The sequence below is a fragment of the Methylocaldum sp. GT1BB genome (assembly GCF_051027545.1).
Lineage (GTDB): Bacteria > Pseudomonadota > Gammaproteobacteria > Methylococcales > Methylococcaceae > Methylocaldum.
On record NZ_CP194902.1, the window covers coordinates 3,861,333 to 3,887,764 of the forward strand.

Consider the following 26,432-nt stretch of genomic DNA (forward strand, 5'->3'; position numbering starts at 1 on the left):
TCGAAACACTCAGCGACTGATTATCCAGCAATGATGAATTTTCGGATTGCGCTCGAAATCCTTGGGGATCGTTTTGCGGGTGACGTCCTCTAAGCTGATCCCCGCCAGCGCCTCGGAATCAAGCTTGAATTTTCGACAATTGGTCGAAAAAACCAATGCTCCGCCCGGCGCCAAGAGATTCATGCATTTTTTTACCAGCATCGGGTGATCCCGCTGCACGTCCCAGGTTTGCCGCATTCTTTTCGACGTCGAGAAGGTCGGTGGGTCCAGAAAGATCAAGTCGAAGCGCCGCTTATCCCGCGATGCCTGATCGACCCATTCGAGACAATCCGCGTGAATGAGCTCGTGGCGGCTGCCACCGATCCCGTTAAGCTCAAGATTGCGTGCCGCCCAGTCCAAATAAGTGCGGGACATGTCAACTGTGGTCGTCGATGCCGCTCCGCCTTTTGCCGCGTACACCGAAGCGGCCCCGGTGTAGGCGAACAAATTCAGGAATCGCTTATCCGCCGACCGCTCCTGAATCATCCGGCGCGTAATGCGATGATCCAGAAATAGACCGGTGTCGAGGTAATCCTCGAAATTGACCCAAAATTTCCATCCGCCCTCCTCTACCACGTGAAACCGACCGGCTTCGGCCTGTTTCTCATACTGCGCCAAACCCTTCTGCTTCCGCCGAATCTTGAGAAAAATCTGCTCTGGCGGGATTTCAAGCGCTTTTGGAATTGCGGCCACGGCATGAATCAACCGCGTCTCGGCTTTGGCCGGATCGATGCTTGAGGGGGCCTCGTATTCCTGCATATGAACCCAAGCCTGCTCGCCCTGATACACATCTACGGCAACGGCATACTCCGGCAAGTCGGCATCATACAGCCGATAGCAGTGAATTCCGTTTTGTCGCGCCCAGCGCCCAAGGTTTTTGAGATTCTTTCGCAATCGGTTGGCGAACATTTCCGCTCCGCTGTCCGCTGTCTCCACAGCTTTGGCTTTTCGAAAGATTTCGCGGGTTTTACGCTGCGCCTCGGTTAGCGGCTCGGGTTCGCGCGGGGTGAAGAAGCGCTCTGGTTCGACATCGAGATTGAAAAGTCTGCATTCGAGAGCCCCGTTGTACAGCGTGTAATAGCGTGTCGCCCTTATGCCCAGTTTGAAGGCCAGGTCCGGATTACCGGTCAGTAGAGTCGCCTTCCAGCCGACGAAATGATTTTTCAGCGTCTCTCCCAGTTGGATATACAGAGGGACCAGCGTCTTCTCGTCGCCCAATCGTTCGCCATAAGGAGGATTAACGGCAACCAGACCGAACGCATGGCGGGGGCGAGCGTCGCCCATGGCTTTGCGCTCCACATGGACGTAACCCGTGAGCCCCGCATGTTCGATGTTTGCCAGGGCGATTCGGACGGCTTGCCGGTCGATGTCGTAGCCGACAATCGGTGGAAGTTTTCGCAACCCCGCCTCGCAGCGCCGTTCCGCCTCGATCACCAGGTTCTGCCAGAGCGCGCTGTTATGTTGTTTCCAGCCGAACAGGCCGAAATGAGGCCGCAGCAGCCCCGGCGCAAAATCGCTTGCCATAAGCGCCGCTTCGATCGGCAAGGTGCCCGAGCCGCACATGGGATCGACGAAATGTCCCCCGCTCTCGGCGATCCTAGGCCAGCCGGCGCGCAGCAGAATGGCCGCCGCCAGGTTTTCCTTGAGCGGCGCACGGCCGCCTTCCTGTCGATAGGCGCGCTTGTGGAGACTCTCGCCGGAAAGATCGATGCTAACGGTCGCGATATCGCGATCCAGATAAACGTTCACCCGGAGATCGGGGCGATCGAGACGCACCGACGGGCGAACGCCGTGATGCTCGCGGAAGTAATCGACGATCCCGTCCTTGACCTTTTGAGCGCCGAACAGCGTATGGGTGATCTTCGACCGGCTGGAGGCGAAATCCACGGCGAAGGTCGCCTGCGAGTCCAGATGAGCGCTCCACTCGATTCGCCGGATGCCCTTGTAGAGTGCCTCCGGGCTTGCGGCAGGGAAACGCTCCAGCGGGAGCAAGATCCTGTTGGCCAGCCGGGACCACAAACACGCTTTATACGCCGTTTCGAGGTCACCGCCGAAAGCCACCCCTGCGCGGGTTTCGGCAACCTTCACCGCACCTAATGCTCTTAACTCGTCTGCCAAAAGAAGCTCCATACCGAGAGGAGCGGTCGCAAAGAAACGCTGAAAACAATTCATTGACTGGCTAATAAAAAAATCGATTGCGCGATGATTGGACAAGATAGGGACCGTTCAGCATCGGAAGGCATGGCTTCGCTTCTTGCAGTCTCTCAGTCGCTTGCTAACGACCGTTCAAGAGATGTTTGACAGGTCGATAATTGCCGACGGTAACGCGTCGCAGTCGCCGCGACACGCTGGGCAACTCGCAGCAGCCAGGGTTTGGATAGATACGTCTTACGCCGGAATCCGCCGTGGCCCTCATGATATGCCAAATATTGGTTATAGGCGTCGAACTTCGCGATTCCAAGGCGCGTAAAACTTTGATGCGCATACCAGCCGATAAAATCGACCACGTCCTCGAACTCGTCCCGATCCGCTCCGCCGTTGCCCGTTTTCGTCCGATACCATTCCCAGGTGTCGTCTTTGACCTGGCCGTAGCCGAAAGCTGACGATGACCGCCACAACGGCAGAACACCCAAAAATTGGTAACGGGGCGGACGCGCGTCCTCGACAAAACTCGATTCCTGATTGATGATCGCCATCTGGACCGGTACGGGTATGCCCCACCGCCGCTGCGCATTTCGGGCGTCAACGTACCAATCTTCTTTTTCGAGAAAAATCGAGCACAGATTCGAAGGGTTTTTCGGCGGGGCGGTTGCACAACCGGCCATTACTGCCGCAAGCAGACAGCAAAAGGCCAATTTTACCGGAAACCTTGCGCTTCCGGCATTTCTGCAGCCCATCAGACGGCGGACCGTTCCGTATAGGTTTCTTGCTCGGGTTGAAGTGCTTTCCATGTCCATTCACCATTAGCGGCAAATTCCAAAACCGCATCATAATATTCGAGTCCGTCGTGCAATCCGCCGAGATTGACATAGGCAATGCGGTTAGCATTAAGCATGTCCAGAACCGTGGCAACTTGCTCCGTGCTCAAAGCAGTGTCAATACGGTCCAAGAATGCAAATTTGGGCGCGGCAATCACCAGACGGCTTACGGCTACCAGCTGTTGTTCGGCTAGAGATAGAAGGCTGTCCCAATCGTGTTCCGTATCCAGCCCCCCGGCCCGCGCAAGCATGGGCTCCAGGTCGAGTGCGCTCAGAACGGCCCGGATACGCGCTTCATCGATCACGAATTCCTGGCCGGTCCGGAGCAGCAGTTCACGAAGCGTTCCCGGAGGAAGATAAGGGCGCTCGGGAAGAAACATGATCTGATCGAGTTCCGGACGAATGATCCGCCCCTCGCCTTTTTCCCAAAGACCTGCGGTAGCCTTGAATAGCGCTACTCTCGCGGTGTCGTCTTCTCCATAAACCAGAAGACGTGTTCCGGAAGGAACCGAAACGGACAAGTTCTTGACGATGACGTGACCATCCTCGGGAGCTCGCAGCGTCAAATGCTCGTACGCAAGCAGTCCATCGTTTTCGCACACTTCGATGGCGGCTGGAGCGACCGGCGTCTTGACGCAGATAGGACACTCGGAGGTGCGACGGTGATGGGCGCAGACTTCGCCCGTTGGAACCGGCGTTGCCTGTGCTTGCTCGATCGCCTCTGCTAGCGATCCCAAGCGAGCGATGACTGCGGCGAACGAAGAAATGGATTGGAAATTGGTTACGATCAGCGAAAATGCCCCCAAGAGATGTGCAAAGGCCATGGCCGCTTGAGTAATCACGCCGAACTCGACTTCGCCGCGAATATAAAGAGGCGCCACGATCAAGGCGGGGATAATCTGGATGAGATAATTGTACCCCGTAGTAAAGAATCCCAAATTTCTTTGTACGTCGATGATTTTTCGGAAATTGGCCGTCAATTCGTCGAGATGGCGCAGGACTCTACCTCTAGCTCGACCTTCGCGGCGCAACAGTGCTATCGATTCGGCGTTTTCCCGGACATGAATGAGGTCCGCGCGGAAGTTAGCCTCTTTGTCGAGCTGGTTATAGTTCAATCCAACGAGTGAATAGCCTAAGCGAATGGTCAAAAAGGATCCGACCAAGGCATAAACGACCGCTACGCCGAAGAGCAACGGACTGATCGACCACATCACCCCCGAGAAAGCGACAACGGTAAAAGCGCCGTTCAGAAACATCAGCGTGAAGGACAGCGTAGTAACCGTGAATGCCCGCACGTCGTCGGCGATCCGCTGGTCCGGATTGGCGATTTCCCCGTTTGCTATCAGACGGTCATTGAGCCGGTAATAGGTGGGATGTTCGAGATAGATATTGACGAAGCGCCGGGTCAACCAATCCCGCCAGAGCAAACCCAGACGCTCTTCGATGAAGCGGTAATAAACCGCGACCAAGGTAGATGCCGCCAAAACGCCGATATAGATGGAAGCCTGCCACAGAAAACCTTCTCGGTTGCGTTCTGCGATAGCCGTCATGAAATCGCGACCTACGTAGCTGTTCAGGACATTTAGACCGTTGATCGCAAACAGAAACATGATCAAGCCGACAAACAACATTACGGCCCTGCGGCCCACTTCGGAAGACACGAAGCTCTTGATGCCGCGAACGAAACGAAGCCACGTCAATCGGTTAATCTGTGAAAATTCTGCACTCATAATTAATCGTCTTTGTATTATTCGCCGCAGCATGTTCCCCCGGCGCGTTGTTCCGATAAACGCGAACACAGTCGCCGGTACCGGAATTCAATTCGGTTCGGGCGCACACTGACCGACTGAATATAGTAACGTCGTTATGCTTTTTTGGTCGCAGTGTGACTCAAGTCCCGTATCACCCGCAAGGTGCCGGACCCCGCGACGGCAAGATACCGATGGCCTTAAGTGTGGTCATCTCCAGCCAAAATTGCCACTATCGAAGCGAGTTCTACAAAAAAGCTCTCCGTAATTTCGCGTATCGGCTAACATTCATAACGAAAGGGTGCGATCGATACGCTTCAGTTGAAAAGTACAGCCGCCTAGTCTGCAATATTGCGTCGGCGGTTCTTGGCACAAATCATGTGTATTTCGAAAGGCCGGTCGAAGCGTTATGCTTGAGAGCAATCCCTTACCACCGACGAATTATAGAAATCAAACTCCTGGGTGAGTGGGTGTGAATTCGGAGGAAGATGTCATGTCGACCACAGTCATCGAGCGCGAATTGAGCGAACAAACATTCTCCGCATTATGGAAATATGTGAAATGCATCCTGCGAATGCACGTGGCGGGGATAGTCGACGAAGCGGAAGCGAGCGGCCGCACGCAGAGTTCCGAAGGTACCGAGCACGCCTCCTGACATCAGGGCTCGAGGCGTAATCGGCCAAGCTTGCACATACCGTGCTGCTAGGCTGAATCCTTCAGCCGGCTCGGAGCAACCGAGCGGGTGGGATAGATTCCACGAATTAAAGGCGGCAGTTTCGTCGCGCGCAAACAATTTGCGCTGATGCTTCCGGAAAGCTACGCCTTCAGCTTTGCCGTCCGCGCCGCCCCATCACCAACGAATTCAAGCTGATCGGCCCGACCACACTATTGGGTGGTTTCATTTGGATCGCTACAACTTTCCGCCCGATTGGCGGCTTGTGCGGATCAAGAACAGTCGAGCCGAATTCGCCTGAGGCTCCTTGGGCAGCGGCACTACCTCGCGCGGGAGAAAACCATTTGATCTTGAGCTAGTCCCGCACCGATCGGAGGATCGGTAAAGAGCAACTACCGAAGCGGCGCACGCGCCGGATAAAATGGCCGGTTGTTCGAAACCCTGACCTCGTCGGAGAAAACTTCCATCTCCGCGGCTATCGTCCGGTACAGATCGGGCGTCCAGGAAGGTAGCCCGTAACCATCGGGATCGAGCGGCAACACGCGTGGGTCTCGCGGGGCAATGATCACTTTGACGTTTTCTTCTCCGACCTGTGCCGTGAGCACGAACAGTTCCTCTATCACTTTGTCCCCCATGGCAAGACAACCCGCGGATACGCTGTCACCGTGGATGAAAATGTCCGATCCCGGATCGAAACGGCCTTCGCGCTGGGCATGGAACCAGTCGAACTCGTTCGGATAGTTCAATTTCATCGACAGGTGATAATTGCTATTCGGATTTAGTCCGACAATGCGGTATATCCCCTCAGGAACCTGTTTGTCACCCTGTCGCAGCTTGGGGCCGGTCACGCCGCTGGCGGCCTTGATGTCATAGCCGCGGATAAAACGGAACTCTCCCTCGTCTTTGGCCCAAAGTTCTAGCTTCTTTTCCTGTTTCAGTGCAATAAACGTGACTTTCCTAGGCGGATAGGAGATACCGGCCTTGCTGAAATACGGCTTGAGCTCTTGCTCGGCATACGGGCCGAATTGGTAAAGCACATCATGGATAGTCCGGTGTCTGGGCTCAAGAATATGCGGCGAAAGCATCGGAGATTGGTTAACAGTCGACATGGGCGATTGGCGCGCTACTGACTGATGTTTCTTAACCACCTTGAGGACTTGCTTGCCACTCGTTCGTGTGTGCCTTTTAGTGCTCCCGGTACAGGCAGTCAAAAAGGCAGCCGCCACCATCAGCAACAGGATAGTCTCGAATTTCGATTTCATATGCAGGTCCCTCAAAAAGAATCGCGCCTCCGTGGCTGCACGGCTGTCAATCGAGCGAACGTCGCTTGCCAGCCCATACTTCTTCGACAACGAAAATTCAATCCAAGTAGCGACTTACACTTTGTACCGAAAACCATATATTTACCGTTCTGTCCAAATTCTTCTTCAAGAGGCTTCTTGATTCCGGTTCGGCCCGAACCGAATTGCCTCGTCGGCATTACGGCACACAGATCCGGTCAATCGGCCGCGTCGGGTTCGAAAAACACCCATTTCACTTGGGGAAAAGCCGTTTTCAGACCAGCCTCGCAGCGATTGATATCGGCGATCATTTCGTTCATTTCGGCCACTCGACGCATCTTCGCCTTCACCGCCACCATTACGTCGCTGCCGAGTTGCAGAGTGATCAGATTGAAAATCTGCGCGACTTCCTCGCACTTGTCCAGATGATTATGTATGGCTTGCTTGATCTCGGGCTCAACGCTTTGGCCGATCAACAACTCGGAGACTTCCGCACCGATGCCCACGGCAACCAATACCAACAACCCACCGATTGCGATACTGCCTGCGGCGTCGTAAACCGGATCGCCGGTCGCCATGGCGAGCCCGACAGCGATCAGAGCGAACACCAATCCCGCCAAGGCCGCTACGTCCTCGCCCAAAACCACGATCAGTTCGCTCTGACGCGTGTCGCGGAACCAGCGCCAAAGTCCTCGGTTACCCCTGGCCTTGTTAACTTCCCGCAGGCATCCGTAAAGCGAGACACTTTCCATGGCAATGCTGAACACCAGAATCCCGACCGCCAGCCACGGCGACTCCAGCCCTTCGTGCGCCTCCAGCTTGTGTATGCCTTCGTAAATCGAAAACAATCCTCCCATACTGAAAAGAATCAGCGCGACGATGAACGACCAGAAATAAATCGCCTTGCCGTATCCCAAAGGAAAATCCGGCGATGGCGGACGCTTCGCCCGCTTGAGGCCGAGGATCAACAAGCCCTGGTTGCCGCAATCGGCGAAGGAATGAATTGCTTCCGCCAGCATCGAATTGGAACCAGTATGCATGGCGGCGAACAGCTTGGCTACGGCAATGGCCGCGTTTGCGCCCAGGGCGAAAAAAATGGATTTCAGCGAATCGGCTTGATGGGACATGACTCCTCGTGGCGTCGTTCTTTTTCGTATCGAAGGAGTGAAAAGAATAGCATTTGCGCAGCACCCCAATCTGGGCCGGAAAGCCCGCGGCAAATCGCCATATTCGCCGACAGCCGCGTGATTCAGGCGGAACACCTGCGGCCGATCGGCGAACAATCTCTTGTCGAATAAAAACTTATTCGCCGGATGTGTCAGTGCGTTTTCAACGAAAACACGCCCACTTCCGATCCGACGGAGCGTGCCGGGGCGCTGGAATTCCCAAGCTTCCCTCCTTGGTTGTTATTCCAAATTTGCGTGCCTGGTCCGCATCTGCTCCTCGGGAATCTTCTTGGCATGTATGATGTGGGATACGGTCGCTTCCAGCAACAGCAGCGTGGACAGTTCGAATGTCGTTCCCATCGGCATGCCGACCACTTTGCGATACTGCTCCGCACTGCCGATCCGGAATACGACGTCCGCTAAATCGCCGATCGACGAACTGTCTTTCGTCGTAATCAAGGCGATGTTGGCTCCCATTTCCTTGGCGCGTTTGGTATACGCCATCATCGTCTCGGTTTCTCCGGAGCCGGAAATGACGATGAACAAATCGCCCTTTCGAATGCTCGGCGTGACGACCTCGCCGACGATGTAAGCGTCATAACCGCCGTGCATCAAGCGCATGCCAAAGAACTTCGCAACCAATCCGGAACGCCCCGCGCCCGCGATAAAAACTCGGGACGCCCTGTCCAGCATCGTAGTCAGTCTTGCTTCGTAGTTGGAATCCGTAGACCCGAGCACGCCCGCAAGCTTCGACATGATGAACTTATGATGCTTGCCTTCGACCAGTTCGCGAATCTCCCGCGCGGCATCGGCGGGCGAGGACGCGCCATAGATCGCGGCGCCGACGACGATGATGTCCGCGCCCGTTTTCGCGACTTGGCGAGCCGTCGATTGGTTTATTCCTCCCGCGACGGATATCCTGACCGGCAAGCCTAATTTGGCGATCGCTTGCAAGTCCGCGAACGGCGTTTGCCCAGCGGCCTGCGCATCGAGACCCGTGTGCACGCCGATGATGTGGGCGCCCAGCTTGGCCGCTTCCCGCGCGCATGCCAGCTTATCCGGCACATTGATGAGATCGACTTGAACTTCTGCATTATGGGCGTTGGCCGCCTTGATCACGCCTGCGATGGTGGGAAGACCGGACACGCCGAGAACCGTGCAGATATCCGCGCCGGCCGTATAGAAAGGCGCAGCCTCATACTCGCCGGCATCCATCGTTTTGAGATCGACGAGAATCAGCTTGTTCGGAAACCGTTTCTTCAGCTCGGTAACCAGACCGATCCCGTTATGTTTGATGCACGGCGTTCCGATTTCGAAGATATCGACATAGGGCGCCGTAAGACTGGCCAGCCTTAGGGTTTGATCGACGTCTAAGGAGTCCAATGCCAATTGTATTAATGGTTTTGCCATGAATATGTGCTCCGACTGCTTATCGTTGGTTATCGTGTATGCCGCACGGGCCAGCGACCGGTAAGGCCAACGGAGTCTCGTTCGCCGGCCGATTCCCCCAGTCGTTGGACTGCCTATGCTAGCAGAGTGCGGATCGTCGGCAAGATGTCCGGTACAGGACGACTCCCATGCGCTCGCGATGATCGACCTAGCGGTTACAACTGCATTGCTCCGCGCATATAGCAGCGATCCTCCGGTAAATCGTCATAGTCGCCGCGCAGAAAGGCTTCGCAGTCGGCCAGAGTTCGCTCCAAGGGAACGGAAATCCCCTGAATGCCGGTATGTTCGGCAACCGTGTGGAACGGCTGGCTGAGGTATCTCTGAAGCCTGCGGGCTCGCAGAACCATGAGCCTGTCCTTTTCGGAAAGCTCCTCGATACCCAGCATCGTGATGATGTCCTCCAGCTCCTGATAACGGGCCAGATGCTCTCTCACGGCCTCGGCGACGGCGTAGTGGCGATTCCCCAGAAAATAGCGGTCCATCATCTTGCTGCCGGACAAGAGCGGATCGACCGCCGGATAAATTCCCTTGGCCGCCTGAGCGCGCGACAGGATCACGCGGGTGTCCAGGTGGCCCAGGATGGCATTTACCGCCGGGTCGGTCATATCGTCGGCCGGAACATAAATCGCCTGAACCGATGTAATACCGCCTCTATGGGTCGACACGATTCGGTCCTGAAGTTCCGCAACCTCGCTCGCTAGGGTGGGCTGGTAACCCACCGTGGCCGGCATCCGTCCGAGCAATCCCGAAACCTCGCTTCCTGCCTGCACGAAACGGAAGGCGTTATCCATGAGAAACAAAACTTCTTTACCCAAAGAGTCGCGTAGATATTCCGCATAGGTCAGCGCCGTCAGGCCGACCCGGAACCGTACGCCGGGGGATTCGTCCATTTGTCCGAACACCAGGACCGCGTTACCCATGACACCGGTATTGCGCATTTCATGCCAAAGCTCGTGCCCCTCGCGAATGCGTTCCCCTACCCCGGCAAACACGGAAACCCCCTGATGCAACGCGACGATGGCGTGCATGAATTCCATGATCAATACCGTCTTGCCGACGCCTGCACCGCCGAACAACCCCGTCTTGCCGCCTCGCACGAACGGGCATAAAAGGTCGATCACCTTGATGCCGGTCTCCAGGATACGGCTGGCCGGAACAGCTTCGTGCAGCGCGGCGGGAGGCGCCAAAACCTCTCGAAACTCGGCGTCCGGCAACGGTCCGCCGCCATCCAGCGGAGCGCCGAAGACATTCAGGAGCCGTCCCAGGCATTCCGGCGAGACCGGCACCCGCAAGGCGCCCTCGCTGTCGTAAACCGGCATGCCGCGCTTCAAGCCTGCTGTCCGATGCAAGGTGATCGCCCTAAGCCGAGTCGGATCGAGATGCTGATGAACCTCGAATATATAACGCTCGTCGTCTATCGCAGCATACAAAGACCGATGCAAAGGCGGCAAGGACCGGCAGGCGATATCGACCACAGGACCATAGACCTCGACGATATGGCCGATGGGTAAAGGGGTAACTTGTGTTTCCTGAGTGCTCATTGCAAGTTCTGCGACCAAGTTCTAGAGGATCGGCCTGTCGGGCCGACCCTTAGAGCATTTTCATACCGACTGTACGGGCACTCGCGAGTAGGTCGGGAATCCCTCCCAATCGCAAACGGCGTCTTCGGGAGCGCCGAAGCCCCCCTTCCCGACACCACGTCCCGGCCGAGCGTCTTCGTCGGAAGGGTCGCGACTAAAGCGACCGTTTGCGATTGGCAAAGGATTGCCGACTTACGAATGCTTGAATCAATTCACCCGAGCCGAAGGCGCCAACGACTTCCGCCAAGCCTGGTTTGCCGTACGAGCGAGATGAAAACGCTCTAGCATCAAAACCTAAGAATGCCCGATTCGATCCCTACCCGTCGAGCGAATATCTGCCCCGAGCCCGCCTATCTTTCCCTCATTCGAGTTACCCCGGCCGAGCGTCCCGGATCGTGCGGCTTGCCGCGATCGCCTACCGCGTCCAAAGTAAGATCCAAAGATTGGAGGAAGCCTCTATCGAAGCTCCTCGTTTTCGGCGTAAAAGCTCGTGCGGCAACGAATTACCGTGGCGCTCAGCTCATCGGGAAATTTGAGGGCAAGTTACCCCGTCCTCAGCCGGTAGACCGTAAAGGCTTTGTTTGAGACTTTCGTGCGGATTTTCGACCGGATGGCCGTGGCATCCTCAAACGCCGTAGTAGATTCTTTCGACCAAGGTCTTGAACCAGCAAGGCCGTATGAGGACGACGTACAAACCGATCGAGCCCGCCACCGGAACCGGAGCGATATCCAGCACCAGCAGGATAAAAAGGCACAGGAAGGATTTGATTCTGGCCTTCCTTGCTTCCGAACCGTGTCCGTGTTGCCCCGGTGCGCAGTCCATCGACCCGCAGGCCGTGCCCCGATAAAGATTTTCGACGACCTGATAAAACCATTCGGGCCTTCTGACAACGATGAACAAGCCGATCAAACACGTCAATGACAACGGCCCAAAACCGATGATCGCAAGCACGGTCAGAAACAGGAAACTTTTTATCTGCGTACTGTTCATCGCGACTCAAGCACATACCGCCGAAACGGGCCTTTCAACTTAAGGATTACGCCCCCATACCGGACCGGAGCTTGCCGAAAACCTCCCTTGAAATACGACCATGTTCCGCGCAGCCCAGTTCGAGCGGAGCGGGCAGTCGCCAGATAACTCTTCGGCTGTCATTTGGATTCGGCGATATCCGACGACGGAACAGTTCCTTTATCCTCGCTCGGAGCCGGATTCGAAGGGTGACGCCACTTTCACGACCAGCGGATTGAACGCCCCACCTCGACCTCGAACGCTAGGTCGAGAGTCATGACGCCTTCCGCGGTGTGCAGGCTTTTTCGTATAGAGAGTTCCAGTGTCACAGACTTCTCGGGCCGCGTTTGTTGAGAAAAAACACGGCGAGCAGTATGGAGAAGCTCAGGGCGAACAGAACGCATAAAAATTGGCGGCAGCATAGTTGAGCGATTCCACCTCATCGTAAATGGCTATGGAAGCCACTCGGGTCACGCCCGGAATACTTCCGCCCATCATCAGCACCACGCCGAACTCGCCGATGGTATGGGCAAAACTGATGACGACCCCGGTCAGCAAGGCAGGCTTGATATTGGGCAGCAGAATTTGAAGGAGGGTTGCCCGGCACGATAGGCCGAGCGTGTAAGCCGCTTCGGTGAAACTGCGCGGCAAATGCAGGAATCCGGATTGAATGGGATGCACCATGAACGGCAGACTGAACAGCACGGATGCCACTACCAGCCCTTCGAAACCGAACACCAGGCGCAGTCCGAAGGTTTCGTCCAGAAAACGGCCGAACACGTTCCCGGGACTGAAGGCCAGAAGCAAATAGAAGCCCAGCACCGATGGCGGCAATACCAAAGGCATGGCAATCGAGCTTCCGCCGCCGCCTTCAGGCGAAATCGGCCAGTACCAGTAGCCCTATGGAATGCCGAGCACGACCAGAATCGTCGTGGTGACTGAGGCGAGCTTCAGGGTCAGGATCGGGGGCTGCCAGTCATACGCCATTGGCGCTTTCCCCCAGCATGACTTCGTTGGCCTTGATCAAGGCCTCGACCCGATCGCCGACGGCCAATTCCAGCCGCTCGGCGGCCCGGCGGGTGACGATGGAAACCAGGCGGTGACCTCCGCAATCCAGCTTGACCTCGGCCAGAAGTTCGCCCTTGAGCATTTCGACCACTTCGGCCTGGAGACGGTTGCGCAGGCTAAGGCGTCCGCTCAGCGCCTTGCCCAGCGAAACTTCCGTTTCCTTGAACAAGACCGACACGGCATTCCCCGCTCGCAGATAGGGCGCGGTTTCCGCCGTTTCCACCAACATTGCGGTCAAAGTATTTTCCTCAACTGCGACATCAACCAGCGAAATATCCCCTTCGCTGGCGACGGCAAGAATGATTCCCGGCAATCGGTTCACGGCCGATCTCCCCCTCCCCCCACGATTCAAAGACTTCGGCTGCGTTCGAAACCGTGGCGCCAAATCTTGACCGCCGACAAAACCAGGACCAGCGCCAGAAGCGGCAGCAATACCGTACTGGGAATCATGCCTAGCAATCGGCCCCCGAGGAACGCTCCTATCACCGAGCCCACCGCCATTATCCCAACGAAACGACGGTTTCGTCCCAGCACTGCGAAGCTCCCGTCCCGGCTATAGCGGCTAAATCCCGCGAGCATGGTGGGCAGACTCACTGCCAGGGAGAGGCTGCCGGCCAGCTTGATATCGGCCCCGAACAGCAGCACCAGTGTGGGTATCAAAAGCTCCCCTCCCGCCACACCCAAGAGCGATGCCGTGACGCCAATGCCGAAACCCGCCGCGACACCCGCAACGATCAACGCGATGCCCTGGAATGGCATACGGTCCTGGCTGCTCGCATCATGGCCGAACAGCAAGGCCAAGGCGATGACCATCAGCAGCACGGCAATGATTCGATAAAGCGTTTCCCCTTTGAGCCGAATCGCCCAGCCCGCTCCTATCCATGCACCCGCCAAGCTGCCCATTAGAAGATTCACGATCACGGTCCAGTGCGCCGCCACGATAGCAAACGGCACGGTGTCGGTGCGGAACGGCAAAGCCGAGGCCACCACCGTCAAGCTGACAAGCTTGTTGACGATGACCGCTTCCAGAGCCGCGAATTGAAACGTCCCGATCAACAGGGGCAATCGGAATTCCGCGCCGCCCAGCCCGATCAAACCGCCCAAAGTTCCGATCAGCGCTCCGCCGCCGAAGGCGGCTACGCTGTGCCGCGCCGCCACAGGCGCCGCTGGCCCGAATGATACCGGATTAACGTGCCGGCTCATTGCGAGGAACTCGATTCAACGGGCAGCACAAAACCGTAGCGGCGGAAAATCGTTCTGCCGGCTTCGCCGGAGACGAAATCGGCAAAGGCTTTGGCCGATGAATTGTCCTCGGCCCGTCTCAGGATGACGTAACCCTGATCCAGAGGCGAATGCAGATTCTCCGGAATCAAGGAATATCCGCCCTTAGGCTTGAGCATGGGACTCTCGGCCAGGGACAGGGCGATGATGCCGACCTCGGCGGCGCCGGTCTCGGCGAACTGGGCGGTCTGCGCCACATTCTCGCCGAACACGAGTTTCTTTTCGACTTTCGGCCACAGACCGGCCTTTTTCAACGCCTCCTCCGCACGCATGCCATAGGGGGCGTGCTTGGGATTTGCAATGGCGATCTTCGTAATGTCGGGCTTGGCTAGATCGCTCAATTTCATGTCGGCCGCGTTCATCCTGGCGCTCCACAAAACGATGCGTCCCCGAGCGTACAGCCGCACCTCGGAAGCGGTCAGCCTCTGCTCCTTCAATTGCTGTGGGAACTTGACGTCGGCGGAGAAGAACAGATCGAATGGCGCTGCCTGTACGATCTGCTCGTAGAACCTGCCGGAAGATCCGGTCACGAGGTCCAGCGTTGCCTCCGGATGCTCCTTCCTGAAAGCCCTAGCGATCTCCTCCATCGCGAACTTGAGATCGGCCGCCGCCGCGATGGTCAGCCTGGAAGGCTCTGCCGCCCAGGCGGAATACCCGAACATCAGCAGAATGACCGAAAACACCGAAACCAAACGCTTCATCAATTCGTGCTCCGCTTTTTTCATTAAAACGCGTCTAAAACGCATCGGAATCGCATTCGATAGGGAAAAGATTTTGGCGATATGCTCGGAAAAGCATATCGAACTCAATTGTGCAAACCCTGCACCGCTCATGATCCGATCGCCAGGCCAATGTAAATACGGACGCGCATCGATGGGATAGACGGATCACTCATGGAGCGTTCTGAGTCCGTATGAAAACCGTAGATGATGTGACACAGGCATTGGCGTTCGACCGCGAAACCTATTAATCAGGCCCGTAAATACCCTCCTGGTATTTCGGGCCGCCGCCCAGGCCGGTACACGCTTAGGCCTGGGCTCACGCGGCTTGTCGCCGCGCCGGGGCATCCCTGCCCCGGATTAACCCGGCCTATATTTATAGGCCGGGTTAATAAAGCGGATTGGTTCTTGTTACCGGTATGGAACAGTACTTATTACCGAATGCCGCAACTTAGTCTAGAGTTTTGCACCACAAAAAGGGATAGACACTGAATATCCGAGATTGCAGGCTAACCCTTCACCGCCACTGGATCTGGCCGCGGAACGAACCGTTTCCCATGCCTACAGGACTGTAACGAGTTATCACAATGAATGCCCTTAACATCACACCGATTATCCGCCTCGTGCTTATCGACGGCGACCCCGATTGCCGCCAAGTCTGTCGACAGGCGCTCGAGCAGCATTCGATCTATCGATTCGAGGTCATCGAAGCCGGTACCGGCCGTCTGGGGCTGAAATTGATTCGGGCTGAGAGGCCCGACTGCATCGTGGTCGACCGGCGATTGCCGGATTTCGACATAAACGAGCTGCTCGCCGACATGGCCGTGGATATGGGCGAATTATCCACTCCGGTGATCATGATGACTTCCGATGACGGAGCTGCGGCGACAACGGACACGTGCAAGAACGGCGTCTCGGATTATGTTGCGAAAACCGGTGAACTCGAATTCGTACGGCGATTGCCGGACCTGATTGCCCGCAACGTAAACCAGACTCGACTTTTGCGCGAAAAGGAGGAAGCCCTGGAGCAGTTACGGAAAGCCGAAGCCAAATACCGCGCTCTAGTGGAACAAATCCCCGCGATTACCTATATCGCTTCGCTCGAGGCTCCGGGAAAGCTATTGTACGTAAGCCCGCAGACCGAACAGTTCGGATACGCCCCGGAAACCTGGCTGGACGACCCTCTCGGCATCGGGCTGATCAAGTGGGTCCATCCCGACGACCGGGAAATGGTCATCGAGCAGTTTGCAGGAACCTATGAGCATCATGCGCCGCTCCGTTGCGAATACCGGGTGATCACACAAGACGGCAAGGCGCGCTGGGTTTTGGACCAAGCCAGTGTCGTTCACGACGACGCCGGCCGGCCGCTGTTCCTGCAGGGCACGCTCGTCGACATCAGCAAGGACAAGGACGTCGAACAGCAACTGGCGTACTATCGCCAGCGCCTGGGTGAATTGGACGCTCAGCGCTCGGAGCCCTGGAAAAAACAAGCCGACCTGCTCAAGGTTGCCAATGCAAGCGTCGACAAGGCTTTGTACGACCGCATCGAATTCGAGCAGTGCTTGGAAAATCTCTTGGCGGCTCCCTGCGAGAACCGATCCGACTATGTACTTTGCTATATCGATCTCGATCGCTTCAAGATCGTCAATGAGACCTACGGATGCGCTGCTGGAGATCAATTGCTGCAATCAGTCGGGCAGGCTCTGGAAAGACGATTGCGGCAGAGCGATATTCTCGGGAGTCTCGGCGAGGACAAGTTCGGTCTGTTGCTGGAGAACTGTCCGATCGAGCGGGCATGGATCGTGGCGAACAATCTTCGGGACGCCGTCAGGAGCTGCCGATTGTCGTGGGCAGGAAAGGATTTGTGGGTAAGCGTCAGCATCGGGATTACGGCTTTGACGGCCGCAAGCGGCGATGCGTCTTCAGTGCTCCGGAGCGCTGACAACGCGTGCCGCATCGCCAAGCAAAAAGGCCGTGATCGCACCTACATTTTTGACGGCCAGGGTACCGACTATCTGAACGAGCCGCTTACCGCAAAGTATCAGGCGAGAGGCAGGAGAACAAACTGGCCGGCGATCGTCGATTCCAACGCGGTGCCGCTAAGAAAGAAGGCCTGAACGGCACGGCGTAACCGACAAGCGAAGCCGGAGCCATGCGGCTCCGGCTTTTCGTTGGCGAAGCTCTGAATACGGATCTATTCGATGCGAAACAGGCTAGCCCCGTTCTTTCAACGCCACATAATCGCGCGTGACCGGGCCGGTATAAAGCTGTCTCGGACGGCCGATACGCTGTTCGGGGTCGGCCATCATCTCCATCCAGTGGGCCATCCAACCGGCGGTACGCGCTACCGCAAACATTGCGGTAAACATGCTCATCGGAATCTTCAAAGCGCGGTAAATGATGCCGGAATAAAAATCGACGTTGGGATATAGCTTGCGTTCGATGAAATAGTCATCCTTCAACGCGATCTCTTCCAATCGAAGGGCAAGATCGAACAGCGGATCTTTGGTATCGGCCAGCTTTTCCAGTACTTCGTAACAGGTCTCGCGGATAATCGTCGCGCGCGGGTCGAAGTTCTTGTACACGCGGTGACCGAATCCCATGAGGCGGAACGGATCGTTCTTATCCTTGGCGCGGGCAATGTATTGGGGTATGTGCTTCGCATCCCCGATTTCCTGAAGCATCTTGATGACCGCCTCGTTTGCGCCGCCGTGTGCCGGACCCCACAGTGCCGCAATCCCGGCGGCGATACAGGCGAAAGGATTGGCCCCCGAACTCCCGGCCAAGCGCACCGTCGAGGTGCTCGCGTTCTGTTCATGGTCGGCATGCAACACCAGCAGCAAGTCCAAAGCCCGCTCGGCGACCGGATCGACCTCATAGACCTGAGTCGGCATGGCAAACATCATATGCAGAAGATTGCCCGTATAGCTCAGGGAATTATCGGGATAGATTTGCGGCTGTCCCATGGTGTATTTGTATGCCGCCGCGGCTATGGTCGGCATCTTGGCAACCAGGCGGAGCGCCGCCAGTTCCCGCGATCTCGGATCGTGGATATCCAAGTAATCGTGGTAGAACGCCGAAAGCGATCCCACTACCCCCACTAAAACCGCCATCGGATGGGCGTCATGATGAAACCCCTGGTAAAAGAGCCTCAGGGATTCGTTGATCATGGTGTGGTGCACGACCTCATGGGTAAACTGCCTTAATTGGCTTTCATTCGGCAACTCGCCATACCACAACAGATAAGTGACCTCCAGAAAGTTGCTGCGGGCCGCCAACTGTTCGATGGGGTATCCGCGATACAGCAGAATTCCTTGTTCGCCGTCGATAAAGGTTATTCCACTCGCACAGCTCGCCGTCATCGCAAAACCGGGATCTACGGTAAAACAACCGACCTCGGAATAGAGCTTGGAAATATCTAGGACGGACGGCCCCATCGTTCCCCTGATCACCGGCAAAGACGTAAGACGTCTGCCTTCAGGATCGGTCAAATTGATGTATTCGTTGGTCATAGTGGTTTCCGTTTGGATTTGATCTGACTAGAAATAGCGGCTTTCCATAGACCTAGACTCCAGTTTACTCCCGCGCAGCATACGGCCAAAGGAGAGTCTCAACGAACATAATTAGTGTTCGAGTGTCGACCGGCTATTCGATATGCGTTTTTTGACCGCTTGTCGGTTCATAAGCCGGCATCAGACGACGAACGACAAAGCCCACGATGCAGGTACAAATTTGTCTTATTTGATTGCGACCATCCTGAGTAAGTTCGCCGGCAACCGACACTCTGGGACGTGCTTCTGCATTCCAGGCTCTCGCCGCGGCGTGGAGTTGGCGGGATGGAAAGTTGTCGGCTTAAAGTGTGCCGAGGGGAGCTGAAAATGTTTGCCGATCGGCATTCATTCCGATTTCGTGAATTTCGGGGCGATTCCGAGCATCAGAAATTGACGCGTATCCCGAATTCTCCGGCGCGGCCAGGCTCCGGTGCGATATTGCGGAGGTAAGACGTGGAGTTGCGAATGGTTTCATTGAGCAGGTTCTTGCCTCTTATGAATACCATGAGCTCGGCATAGTCGGCGACCGCCAGTCGGTACTCGGCGCCGACATTGAACAACAAATAGCCGTCCGTTTTCGTTTCATTCTCACCCGGATTGTTCTGCGCCTCGGCATTCATCAGCCGGGCGAAGGCGGTGAGTTTTTCGAAGCCGTAATCCAGCTGAAAACCGTATCGGAGCGGCGGCATGCGCGGGACATCGCCGCCATGATCGAAGCGGCCGCGCACGTAGTCTGAAAACAAAGTGAGATCCAGCTTCCCGAACGCTTGGTCGAACACCGGAAACTTCAGGCTCGCCTCGAAACCCTTGAACGTGGCGTCCAACTGCGTACTTTCCAGCACCGGAATACACGCGTCTTCCTCGGAGCACACGGTTTCGAATTCCTCGGTTTCCCGGTTGAAAACCGTGCCGGGGCTACGCTGAAAGATGTAATCGTTGACCCAATTGTGAAACAAATTGACTTCGGCGCTGACCCAACCGGGGTTATAGCGGAAACCGAGGTCGAGATTGTAGGAGGTCTCTTCCGAAAGCGCCGGATTGCCGAGCTCGAAACTCCTGGTCGCGGCGTGGAAACCGTTCGAGAAAAGCTCCTGGACCTGGGGCGCCCGCTGGGAGCGGGTTACCGCGAAGGTCACAGCCGCATCGTCGCGAACGTTCCACACGGCCGAGCCCGAGGCGCTGACCGGCGTGTGCGAAACGCTCTTCAAGCTATCGGGGGTAATAGTCTGATCTTCGACGCGCAACCCCAACTCGAACAGGACGTTGCGCCAATGCATGTCCTCCACGGCGAAAAAACCGTAGGAGGAAATATCCGATTTCGGCACTACCGCCTCTTCGCCAACGGCGGAGAATTCGCTGTCCTGAACCTGCACGCCGACTACTCCGTGCCAGGAACCGACGTTCTTGTGAACCAGCTCTATCCGCCCTTCCACCGCCTCGTTGCTGAACACGGTGCCCGTGGCGCCGTTCTCCCGCTCGACATGGCGGTAATCGGTGTAACCGAGGCGCATTTTGAGCGTCTCGACGAAAGGCGCGGGATCGTAGAGCTCGCTCTTGAAATCGTAGCGGGACTGCTCCATATCGACCCGAATTCTATCCTGCCCCTCCGCTTCTTCGTCACCGTGCTCATGTCCATGGTTATGCGCGCCGGGCGGAATGCCGTAATCGTTTTCCAGTCGGTTGACGGAGAATCCGAAAAAGCCCGGGTCCCCGATGAACGAGAAGCCTACCGTGCCGCCCCGTGCCCTCGCGTCCGTGTTGGCGATATATCCTTTCGTATTGGCGATGGCTTCCTCATGGCCTTCCTCGCCGTGCGAGGCCGCTTCCGCCTGTTCATCGATGGCGAACCCCGGAATCTCGACATTGTTCCGATCGCGATAGAAACCATCCAGGTGCAGGGCGAAGATGCCCTGCCCCGCGTCCAAGCGCAAAACACTCGTAGTTTCGTCGGATACGGTGTTGTAGCGCTGTTCCGCCGCGCCGGTAACGACCTTCTCCGGCAGCCGATCGGGAATTCGGTTGTCGATGACATTGACCAAACCACCGATGGCTCCGCTGCCGTACAAGAGAGTTTGAGGCCCCCGCAGCACCTCGATACGCTCAGCGAGAATCGGCTCGACGGCATTGGCATGATCCGGACTCAGGGTAGACACGTCCTGAATTCCAAGGCTGTCTTGCATGACTCGCACGCGCGGACCGCTTTGCCCGCGGATGACCGGTTGGCCGACGCCGGCGCCGAAAGACGAGCTGGTCACCCCGAGTTCCTGATTCAAGGTTTCGCCGAGGGTATTGCCAACTTTCCGAGACAGCTCATCACCCTTCAAGGCATTGAAGGGACGTGCCATTTCCTCGGCCAGTTTATGCACCGGCGCGGTGATCAATACGGGCTCCAATTCTTTTACGGATTCCTCTTCGGCTGCCACGGACGAAGCAAAAGATGCGGCTGAAGCCATCAGCAGGACGACTCGCTTGTTCATGTTTCTTATAAGGTCCTATCGAGCTAATGTTATAGCGTTACATATACGTTACGAATTCGAGCGAGTCGACAGCTCTCGGCCCGATACGCTTTGGCTCAGGCGTCAGCCGCGTCCTGCGCGCAATGGGCGCACAAGCCGTGAATTTCGATAGCTTTCCGGTGGAGAATAAATCCCGCCTGCTCCACTTCACTCGCGACCGCTGCCATTACCTCGGCTCCCGGTCGCTCCTCGACATTCCCGCAATGTTCGCAAATCAGCAACAGCTGCTCGTGCCTCCGCTCAGAACAGTTGCAACCGATAAACGCATTGAGGCTTTCCACACGGTGGATCAGGCTCTGCTCCATCAGAAACTCCAAGGCCCGGTAAACCGTCGCCGGCTTTGCGGCTTGCTCGAACGGTTTGATTTTGTCGAGCAGGTCGTAAGCCTTGACCGCGCGATGACTTTCCCAGATGAGTTCGAGCACCTTGCGGCGGATCGGCGTCAGCCGAACTTCGCGCTGGGCGCACAGCTGCTCCGCCACGCGGAGCGCTCGGTCGACACAACCGCGGTGATCATGGGTGGGCATCGTGTACACTTTTTGACTAGGCGGAGTCCTGACATTCATTGCTTGGACCTCAAGCGCTGCGTTTTTATGTTACTTTATAACATCTCTACAGTGGCGACAAGCCAAATGTCTTGGAACGAGGTCGATCCTGTATTCGAGCGGAGTGCGTTCTCCGCGAGATAACGATCAAGCCGATCCAGACCATTACTCGAGGGCAGGCACCAAGCGATTCTACCTGCCCGGCAAAGGCGGCAATCTCGGCAGCGGAGGCGCCGGCAAATCAGAAAGGCGAGGCAGCTCCGGTAGCCGTGGCAAGCCCGGTCGCTCTATCGGAACATACCGATGCCTGTCGTCGTAATAGTGGTGGTGATGCTCGTGGACATGAACAGTTTTGTGGTGGCGGTGCTTATGATGTTTATGTTTGTGGGCATGTTTTCCCGAAGCCACGGAAGATCCGCTAAACACGATAAGCAATACGGCCAGGATCGGCTTCAACATCAAAATGCGCATGGATTGGAACTCCCCCCTTGATTGCAAAACGCCGCGTATTTTATGCAAAGGCAAGGCCAGGATTCCCGCCTATCGTGATAGCGGATCCAACTCGCTCAATTCCAATACAGTAGTCATCAATAAATTGGAGCCAAAAGAGCAATCTCGCTCCTGGACGTCGGGATCTGACGACAATTCCTCGCTCCGACATGACACCCGATACGCTGAGCTGCCATCCGAAACCGTTTTATTCGATGCGGGAAAGATCGGGAAGAACCCGGACTTCGGTCGATAGTTGATAAGGGTGGCCGCTCGGAGAGCGCAACTCCACTTCGACCAGATACGCACGATATTTGTCACAGGGCGCACGCACGAGAATGGCGGCGCCATTCCGCTCCGGATTGAGCGCCAGGCTACGACTCGACCAAGCATCGTTACGAAAGTCGCGATCCGAGGACTCGGCGGTCCAAAGACGTATCGCGGTCGGTTTCGCGTTGGTCTTGACCTGTATCATCTCGGTATCATCCCCCCGTTGCGTATGCGTCCATGCCAGCCTGGGCAGCGGATGATTGTCGGCGACCATTTCAAAAAAGCTTGCAAGCGTCTGCCTGGCTTCCAGAGTACTACCCGCACCGTGACCCGCATTCGGCGCCTGGAACAGCAGTTTGGGCTCGGGCAGGTCATGCCAGTAATGACGCAGCGAGTCGACTGTCCAATAAGGATCGTTAGTCCCTAGCAACAGCAACTTCGGCATTCTGTAACGTTCGCGATAAGCGTAGGGGTCCACCCACACGCGCAACCGCTGCAGAGGACTGTCGTCCAGGGCCCGATGCAGCCCCAGATCGGTGTAATCGTGGATATACTCGCTTTGCCGGCCATAGACTTTCTCGGTCCATTGCAGTTGCGTCTTGATGTTCAACATGTCGAACACCATGGGCGCGATGGCTTTGACCCGCCCATCGACGGCTGCCGTCAACCAGGCCGTCCAACCTCGTTTGGAGGCACCGGCGACCAGAAACTTCTCGATGCCGACACTCAATGTCCGCCCCACAAACTCCTGAACCGCATCCATGCCCCGCACCGCGCTTTTCACCATAGGGAAAAGCAACGGCCAGGTCTTGTCGTTCGTTTCCGCATACCGATCGAACGTATAAGCGACAAGCGCATCTTCGCTACGCCCATACAATGGTTGATTGGGAACGCCGGTAATCGCAGCCGCAATGGCTCCGGCTCGTTCCGCCACCGTCTTCAACAGATCGATGCTGGCGGCACCATCGTGGGTTATCAGAAGAAAGGCAGTCTTGGGATTACGCAGCTCGAGCGGCCGGACGATCACAAGACCGTGGCTCCACGTTTCGCCACGCCACTTCTGGGATATCAACTCCAAACGGATCAGCGTTCCCCACGGTTCTTGGGCTTCCGACTCATACCGCCAATGGTACGCGGTGTCCGGCGCATTAACATAGTCTTCGAGCGCTCCCGCCATTCCTCCTCCACTCCACAAAGGCGCTAGCAACATCAAACCAAGAACGAAACCACCCCGGCCAAAGAAATGGTGACTCGAGATACGAAGGTTCCTCAACCTCATGATCGATCACAATGCGTTTAGGCAATCGACCTATAGACCGACAAGCGAAGTATTTTCCGAGGTCAATCCAACGCAACGTCCTTTAGATCCGAACGAGCCCTTGGCTGCCCCGCCATAGCCAAGACAACTCTTTGTATTATCACATTTTTCTTTAATTCTTGAGGGAACTTTCGCCGCCGGATTTTGTTTAATGTTACATGGAAAACCGGTTATTTATTCACAGCATCTAAAGAGCATAACTTTGCCTAAATCAAGCCGGAATCAAGTCTTAGCCTTCGGTCCTGACCTATTGTCTTGCGCCAGGCTCAACGTCGCTTCCCGCTAAATCTCGGCCGCAAATTGTCACTGTAAGTGTTTTTGGAGCGATTCCCCAGTGCCAATCTTCCACCCCCACCATAGGACAGCGCTGTGATGCGTCGGCAGTAACCTGAGGCGCCTTAAATAACCACTCTTCGATCCGGATATTCCGGCAGCTTTTTTCTACTTCCCAGACGAGCGGTACAACGCCATAGCACCCCGCAAGCAAGCCTTGCCCCAGGGAAATGCATTAAAGGTGATGTGTACGGCAGGAGTAACCAAGTTATGAATCACGTAAAAGAACGCGAAGACACCGTAGACGCCCCAGCGGCTTCGATTCCGTCCACGGCCTATCTCGAACACGAAGAACAGCCCGTGGCGAGCCCCGAAAAGCCGACAGCGCGAAAAGTCGCGAGGAAAACGGCAAAGGCCGAACTACCGAGCGTTTCCCCTCTGGATTTGCCGAATGATGTATTCGAAGCGGGACTGGCGCGGCGCAAGCATAATCGTGCGGCGATACTCAATTGGATAAGGGAAGCCTTGGTGGAAGGCACGGACTACGGCCGCATTCACCTCTTCAATCGGGAAAGATGCGCCTTTGCCAGGCGCGGCGAAGCGGAGTCGTGCCCGATCAACAGCCACTGGAGCAAGCCGAGTCTATTCAAGCCGGGTGCCGAAAAAATTTGCGGGATGCTCGGAGTGACGGTGCATTATCCCAATCTCACCGCCTATGAGCAGGCCGCCCTGTCGGGACAGCGTCTCGGTACGATCATTCTCCGCTGCGAACTGCGAGACAGTCAGGAACGGACGGTCGCGGAAGGCATTGGAGCACGCAGCGTGCAGCAGGACAATGGGGACCTGAATAAAGCCCTCAAGATGGCGGGAAAGTCGGCGCATATCGATGCGACTCTGCGGATGGCGGGCTTAAGCGAAGTGTTTACGCAAGACCTTGAGGACATGCAGCTAGGGCCGGCCTCGAAGCCACAAGCCGCTGTTACTACCGGCAAATTCACCGAGGGCGAAGGCGATGCCAACGATCGGATTCCGGCCGAATCGACACCGTCTTCGGAAGTTGGCGGCCGGGGCTACAGATTCTGCAGCCTTTCCCTCACACAGATCGAGCAATTGGAGACACGGATCAAGGAACTCGGCTTGGACCGCGAGCGCGTGCTGCGTTGGGTCAAAGCCGCGAGCAAGAACAAGTTGAACGCGTTCGAAGAGTTGACGCCTGAAGTCTACGATAGGCTCGTTCAGAAATTGGAAGACTGGGCTAAACCGGACGCGACTGAGAAGGGGTAAGCGGCGTGGAAACAAAGCTTTATGAGATTGCCGAGCAATACCAGGAAGCCTTGAATAACCTTACGGATCTGGATTTGCCTCCGGATGTGATCAACGACACATTGGAAGCACTTACGGGCGAGATCTCGCTTAAAGCATGGAACATCGCTGCCGCCCTCCTGCACATGGAGGGCGAAGCCGAACTGATTCGTCAGGCCGAAGAGCGGATGAACCGGCGACGCAGAGCCTTGGAAACTCGTGCGGCCGGTTTAAGGCAATATCTCAAGATTCAGATGGAACGTATCAATATACGCGAAATCAGGAGTCCTCAATTCATTATCAAAGTCAAACAAAATCCGCCGAAAGTAATTCTCGATGATGAGTCGGCTATCCCCGAGACATTTAAACGCGAGGAAAGCGTGGTTCATATTGACAAAAACGGAATCAAACAAGTGATCTTGTCCGGACAGGCGGTTAAGGGCGCTCATCTTGAACAAGAAACCCGGCTCGATATTACTTGAGAAGCGGTGTCGATTTACGACAACGAACGATCCGAAAGTATTCGAGAGTCAACCAAATTTATTGCGTTTTCGTTAAATTAGCGTTACGGATGTCGCGACACAGATATACCCCGAAGAGTGCGACTGCCGTAATGCTATACGGGAATATAGTTACCTACGGGCGATTACTTATGGAATTAGGTGCGGAAAGATAGTTTATTTATCGTACCAACGAGCGGAGCTGAAGCCGTTATTGATGGATATATGTTTTGACCTTCGGCGCACATGTTATTTGAGTGGGTATTGAGGAGTTATCTAGTGAACAGGAAATTGTATGTCGGAAATCTGAATTACGGCCTTGGAAACGATGATCTGCACCAGCTTTTTGCGCCACATGGTACGGTATACTCGGCCCATGTGATTATGGATCGGGAAACAGGGCGCTCCAAGGGTTTCGGATTCGTGGAAATGGGCAGCGCTCAGGAAGCTCAGGCCGCGATTGCGGCCTTGAACGGCAAGGAGGTAAGCGGCCGCAGCCTAACGGTAAACGAAGCCCGTCCTCCCCAAGACAGAGGTGAGCGCAACGGCAGCTCCAACCCTTTCGTTACCGCAGCAAGGCGTAACGGGAGTTATAACGACCGCCGTAGCTAATCAGCACAATCGACTTCGAGCGCCGGCCGGTTCAACGGAATCGGTCGGCAGCCTCAGCCAACCGGT

The 26,432-nt window shown here is 56.1% G+C and carries 21 protein-coding genes; 5 read left to right on the forward strand and 16 right to left on the reverse strand.

The annotated features are described in order from the left end of the window. Positions 1–9 precede the first annotated feature (9 nt). From rlmKL to ACR2TX_RS18590, 3 genes are all read right to left on the reverse strand, one after another. The gene (gene rlmKL / locus ACR2TX_RS18580; RefSeq protein ID WP_086133939.1) at positions 10–2,211 is read right to left on the reverse strand and encodes a bifunctional 23S rRNA (guanine(2069)-N(7))-methyltransferase RlmK/23S rRNA (guanine(2445)-N(2))-methyltransferase RlmL; all 2,202 of its coding nucleotides are present in this window, start codon (positions 2,209–2,211) and stop codon (positions 10–12) included. Positions 2,212–2,303: 92 nt separating this feature from the next. Continuing rightward, entirely contained in the window at positions 2,304–2,936 is a 633-nt protein-coding gene (locus ACR2TX_RS18585) for a hypothetical protein (protein ID WP_434130479.1), read from the reverse strand. Beyond that, entirely contained in the window at positions 2,936–4,747 is a 1,812-nt protein-coding gene (locus ACR2TX_RS18590; protein ID WP_077731041.1) for an ABC transporter ATP-binding protein/permease, read from the reverse strand. Before ACR2TX_RS18590 ends, ACR2TX_RS18585 begins: the two co-directional genes overlap by 1 nt. 511 nt (positions 4,748–5,258) lie before the next feature. Here ACR2TX_RS18590 and ACR2TX_RS18595 point away from each other — a divergent pair. Further along, positions 5,259–5,420 (forward strand): hypothetical protein, encoded by a 162-nt coding sequence (locus tag ACR2TX_RS18595; RefSeq protein ID WP_156880886.1) that lies wholly within the window; start codon positions 5,259–5,261, stop codon positions 5,418–5,420. Positions 5,421–5,830: 410 nt separating this feature from the next. Here ACR2TX_RS18595 and ACR2TX_RS18600 read toward each other — a convergent pair whose 3' ends face one another. The 9 genes from ACR2TX_RS18600 to modA form a co-directional block, all read right to left on the reverse strand. Beyond that, a complete protein-coding gene (locus ACR2TX_RS18600) occupies positions 5,831–6,667 on the reverse strand; it encodes a L,D-transpeptidase family protein (RefSeq protein WP_434132513.1) in 837 nt (278 codons plus the stop codon). Positions 6,668–6,936: 269 nt separating this feature from the next. Next, the gene (locus ACR2TX_RS18605; RefSeq protein WP_086133936.1) at positions 6,937–7,845 is read right to left on the reverse strand and encodes a cation diffusion facilitator family transporter; all 909 of its coding nucleotides are present in this window, start codon (positions 7,843–7,845) and stop codon (positions 6,937–6,939) included. A 279-nt stretch (positions 7,846–8,124) separates the two neighbouring features. Next, on the reverse strand, positions 8,125–9,294 hold the full coding sequence (gene hxlAB, locus ACR2TX_RS18610; RefSeq protein ID WP_077731039.1) for a bifunctional 3-hexulose-6-phosphate synthase/6-phospho-3-hexuloisomerase: 1,170 nt from the start codon (positions 9,292–9,294) through the stop codon (positions 8,125–8,127). A 194-nt stretch (positions 9,295–9,488) separates the two neighbouring features. After that, the gene (gene atpD / locus ACR2TX_RS18615; protein WP_077731038.1) at positions 9,489–10,874 is read right to left on the reverse strand and encodes a F0F1 ATP synthase subunit beta; all 1,386 of its coding nucleotides are present in this window, start codon (positions 10,872–10,874) and stop codon (positions 9,489–9,491) included. A gap of 664 nt (positions 10,875–11,538) precedes the next feature. Continuing rightward, positions 11,539–11,904 carry a hypothetical protein gene (locus ACR2TX_RS18620; RefSeq protein ID WP_434130480.1) on the reverse strand — a complete coding sequence of 122 codons (366 nt, stop codon included), beginning with the start codon at positions 11,902–11,904 and terminating at the stop codon, positions 11,539–11,541. Positions 11,905–12,306: 402 nt separating this feature from the next. Continuing rightward, positions 12,307–12,768, reverse strand: coding sequence for a molybdate ABC transporter permease subunit (locus ACR2TX_RS18625; protein WP_434130481.1), 462 nt, complete (start codon positions 12,766–12,768; stop codon positions 12,307–12,309). Between the two features lie 130 nt (positions 12,769–12,898). Then, complete coding sequence (locus ACR2TX_RS18630; protein ID WP_434130482.1) at positions 12,899–13,312, reverse strand: TOBE domain-containing protein; 414 nt, start codon at positions 13,310–13,312, stop codon at positions 12,899–12,901. 26 nt (positions 13,313–13,338) lie between these two features. After that, positions 13,339–14,193, reverse strand: coding sequence for a sulfite exporter TauE/SafE family protein (locus tag ACR2TX_RS18635; RefSeq protein WP_434130483.1), 855 nt, complete (start codon positions 14,191–14,193; stop codon positions 13,339–13,341). Continuing rightward, positions 14,190–14,972 carry a molybdate ABC transporter substrate-binding protein gene (gene modA, locus ACR2TX_RS18640; RefSeq protein WP_434130484.1) on the reverse strand — a complete coding sequence of 261 codons (783 nt, stop codon included), beginning with the start codon at positions 14,970–14,972 and terminating at the stop codon, positions 14,190–14,192. Before modA ends, ACR2TX_RS18635 begins: the two co-directional genes overlap by 4 nt. Before the next feature lie 605 nt (positions 14,973–15,577). On the opposite strand from modA, the gene ACR2TX_RS18645 reads away from it, so the two are divergent. Then, positions 15,578–17,107: a diguanylate cyclase domain-containing protein gene (locus tag ACR2TX_RS18645; protein ID WP_156880893.1), complete on the forward strand. Its 1,530-nt coding sequence runs from the start codon at positions 15,578–15,580 to the stop codon at positions 17,105–17,107. A 96-nt stretch (positions 17,108–17,203) separates the two neighbouring features. Here ACR2TX_RS18645 and ACR2TX_RS18650 read toward each other — a convergent pair whose 3' ends face one another. The 4 genes from ACR2TX_RS18650 to ACR2TX_RS18665 all read right to left on the reverse strand — a co-directional run bounded on the left by ACR2TX_RS18650 (position 17,204) and on the right by ACR2TX_RS18665 (position 23,538). Further along, on the reverse strand, positions 17,204–18,502 hold the full coding sequence (locus tag ACR2TX_RS18650; RefSeq protein ID WP_077731034.1) for a citrate synthase: 1,299 nt from the start codon (positions 18,500–18,502) through the stop codon (positions 17,204–17,206). 422 nt (positions 18,503–18,924) lie between these two features. Further along, positions 18,925–21,018: a TonB-dependent receptor gene (locus tag ACR2TX_RS18655; protein WP_077731033.1), complete on the reverse strand. Its 2,094-nt coding sequence runs from the start codon at positions 21,016–21,018 to the stop codon at positions 18,925–18,927. 95 nt (positions 21,019–21,113) lie between these two features. Beyond that, positions 21,114–21,584, reverse strand: a complete 471-nt coding sequence (locus ACR2TX_RS18660) for a transcriptional repressor (protein WP_240502563.1) — start codon at positions 21,582–21,584, stop codon at positions 21,114–21,116. Positions 21,585–22,299: 715 nt separating this feature from the next. Next, positions 22,300–23,538 (reverse strand): PhoPQ-activated pathogenicity-related family protein, encoded by a 1,239-nt coding sequence (locus ACR2TX_RS18665; RefSeq protein ID WP_434130485.1) that lies wholly within the window; start codon positions 23,536–23,538, stop codon positions 22,300–22,302. A 684-nt stretch (positions 23,539–24,222) separates the two neighbouring features. Here ACR2TX_RS18665 and ACR2TX_RS18670 point away from each other — a divergent pair. From ACR2TX_RS18670 to ACR2TX_RS18680, 3 genes are all read left to right on the forward strand, one after another. After that, entirely contained in the window at positions 24,223–25,236 is a 1,014-nt protein-coding gene (locus tag ACR2TX_RS18670) for a hypothetical protein (RefSeq protein WP_434130486.1), read from the forward strand. Positions 25,237–25,241: 5 nt separating this feature from the next. Then, entirely contained in the window at positions 25,242–25,736 is a 495-nt protein-coding gene (locus tag ACR2TX_RS18675) for a siphovirus Gp157 family protein (RefSeq protein ID WP_077731029.1), read from the forward strand. Positions 25,737–26,033: 297 nt separating this feature from the next. Continuing rightward, positions 26,034–26,366: an RNA recognition motif domain-containing protein gene (locus tag ACR2TX_RS18680; protein ID WP_086133961.1), complete on the forward strand. Its 333-nt coding sequence runs from the start codon at positions 26,034–26,036 to the stop codon at positions 26,364–26,366. The last annotated feature ends 66 nt before the right edge of the window (positions 26,367–26,432 follow it).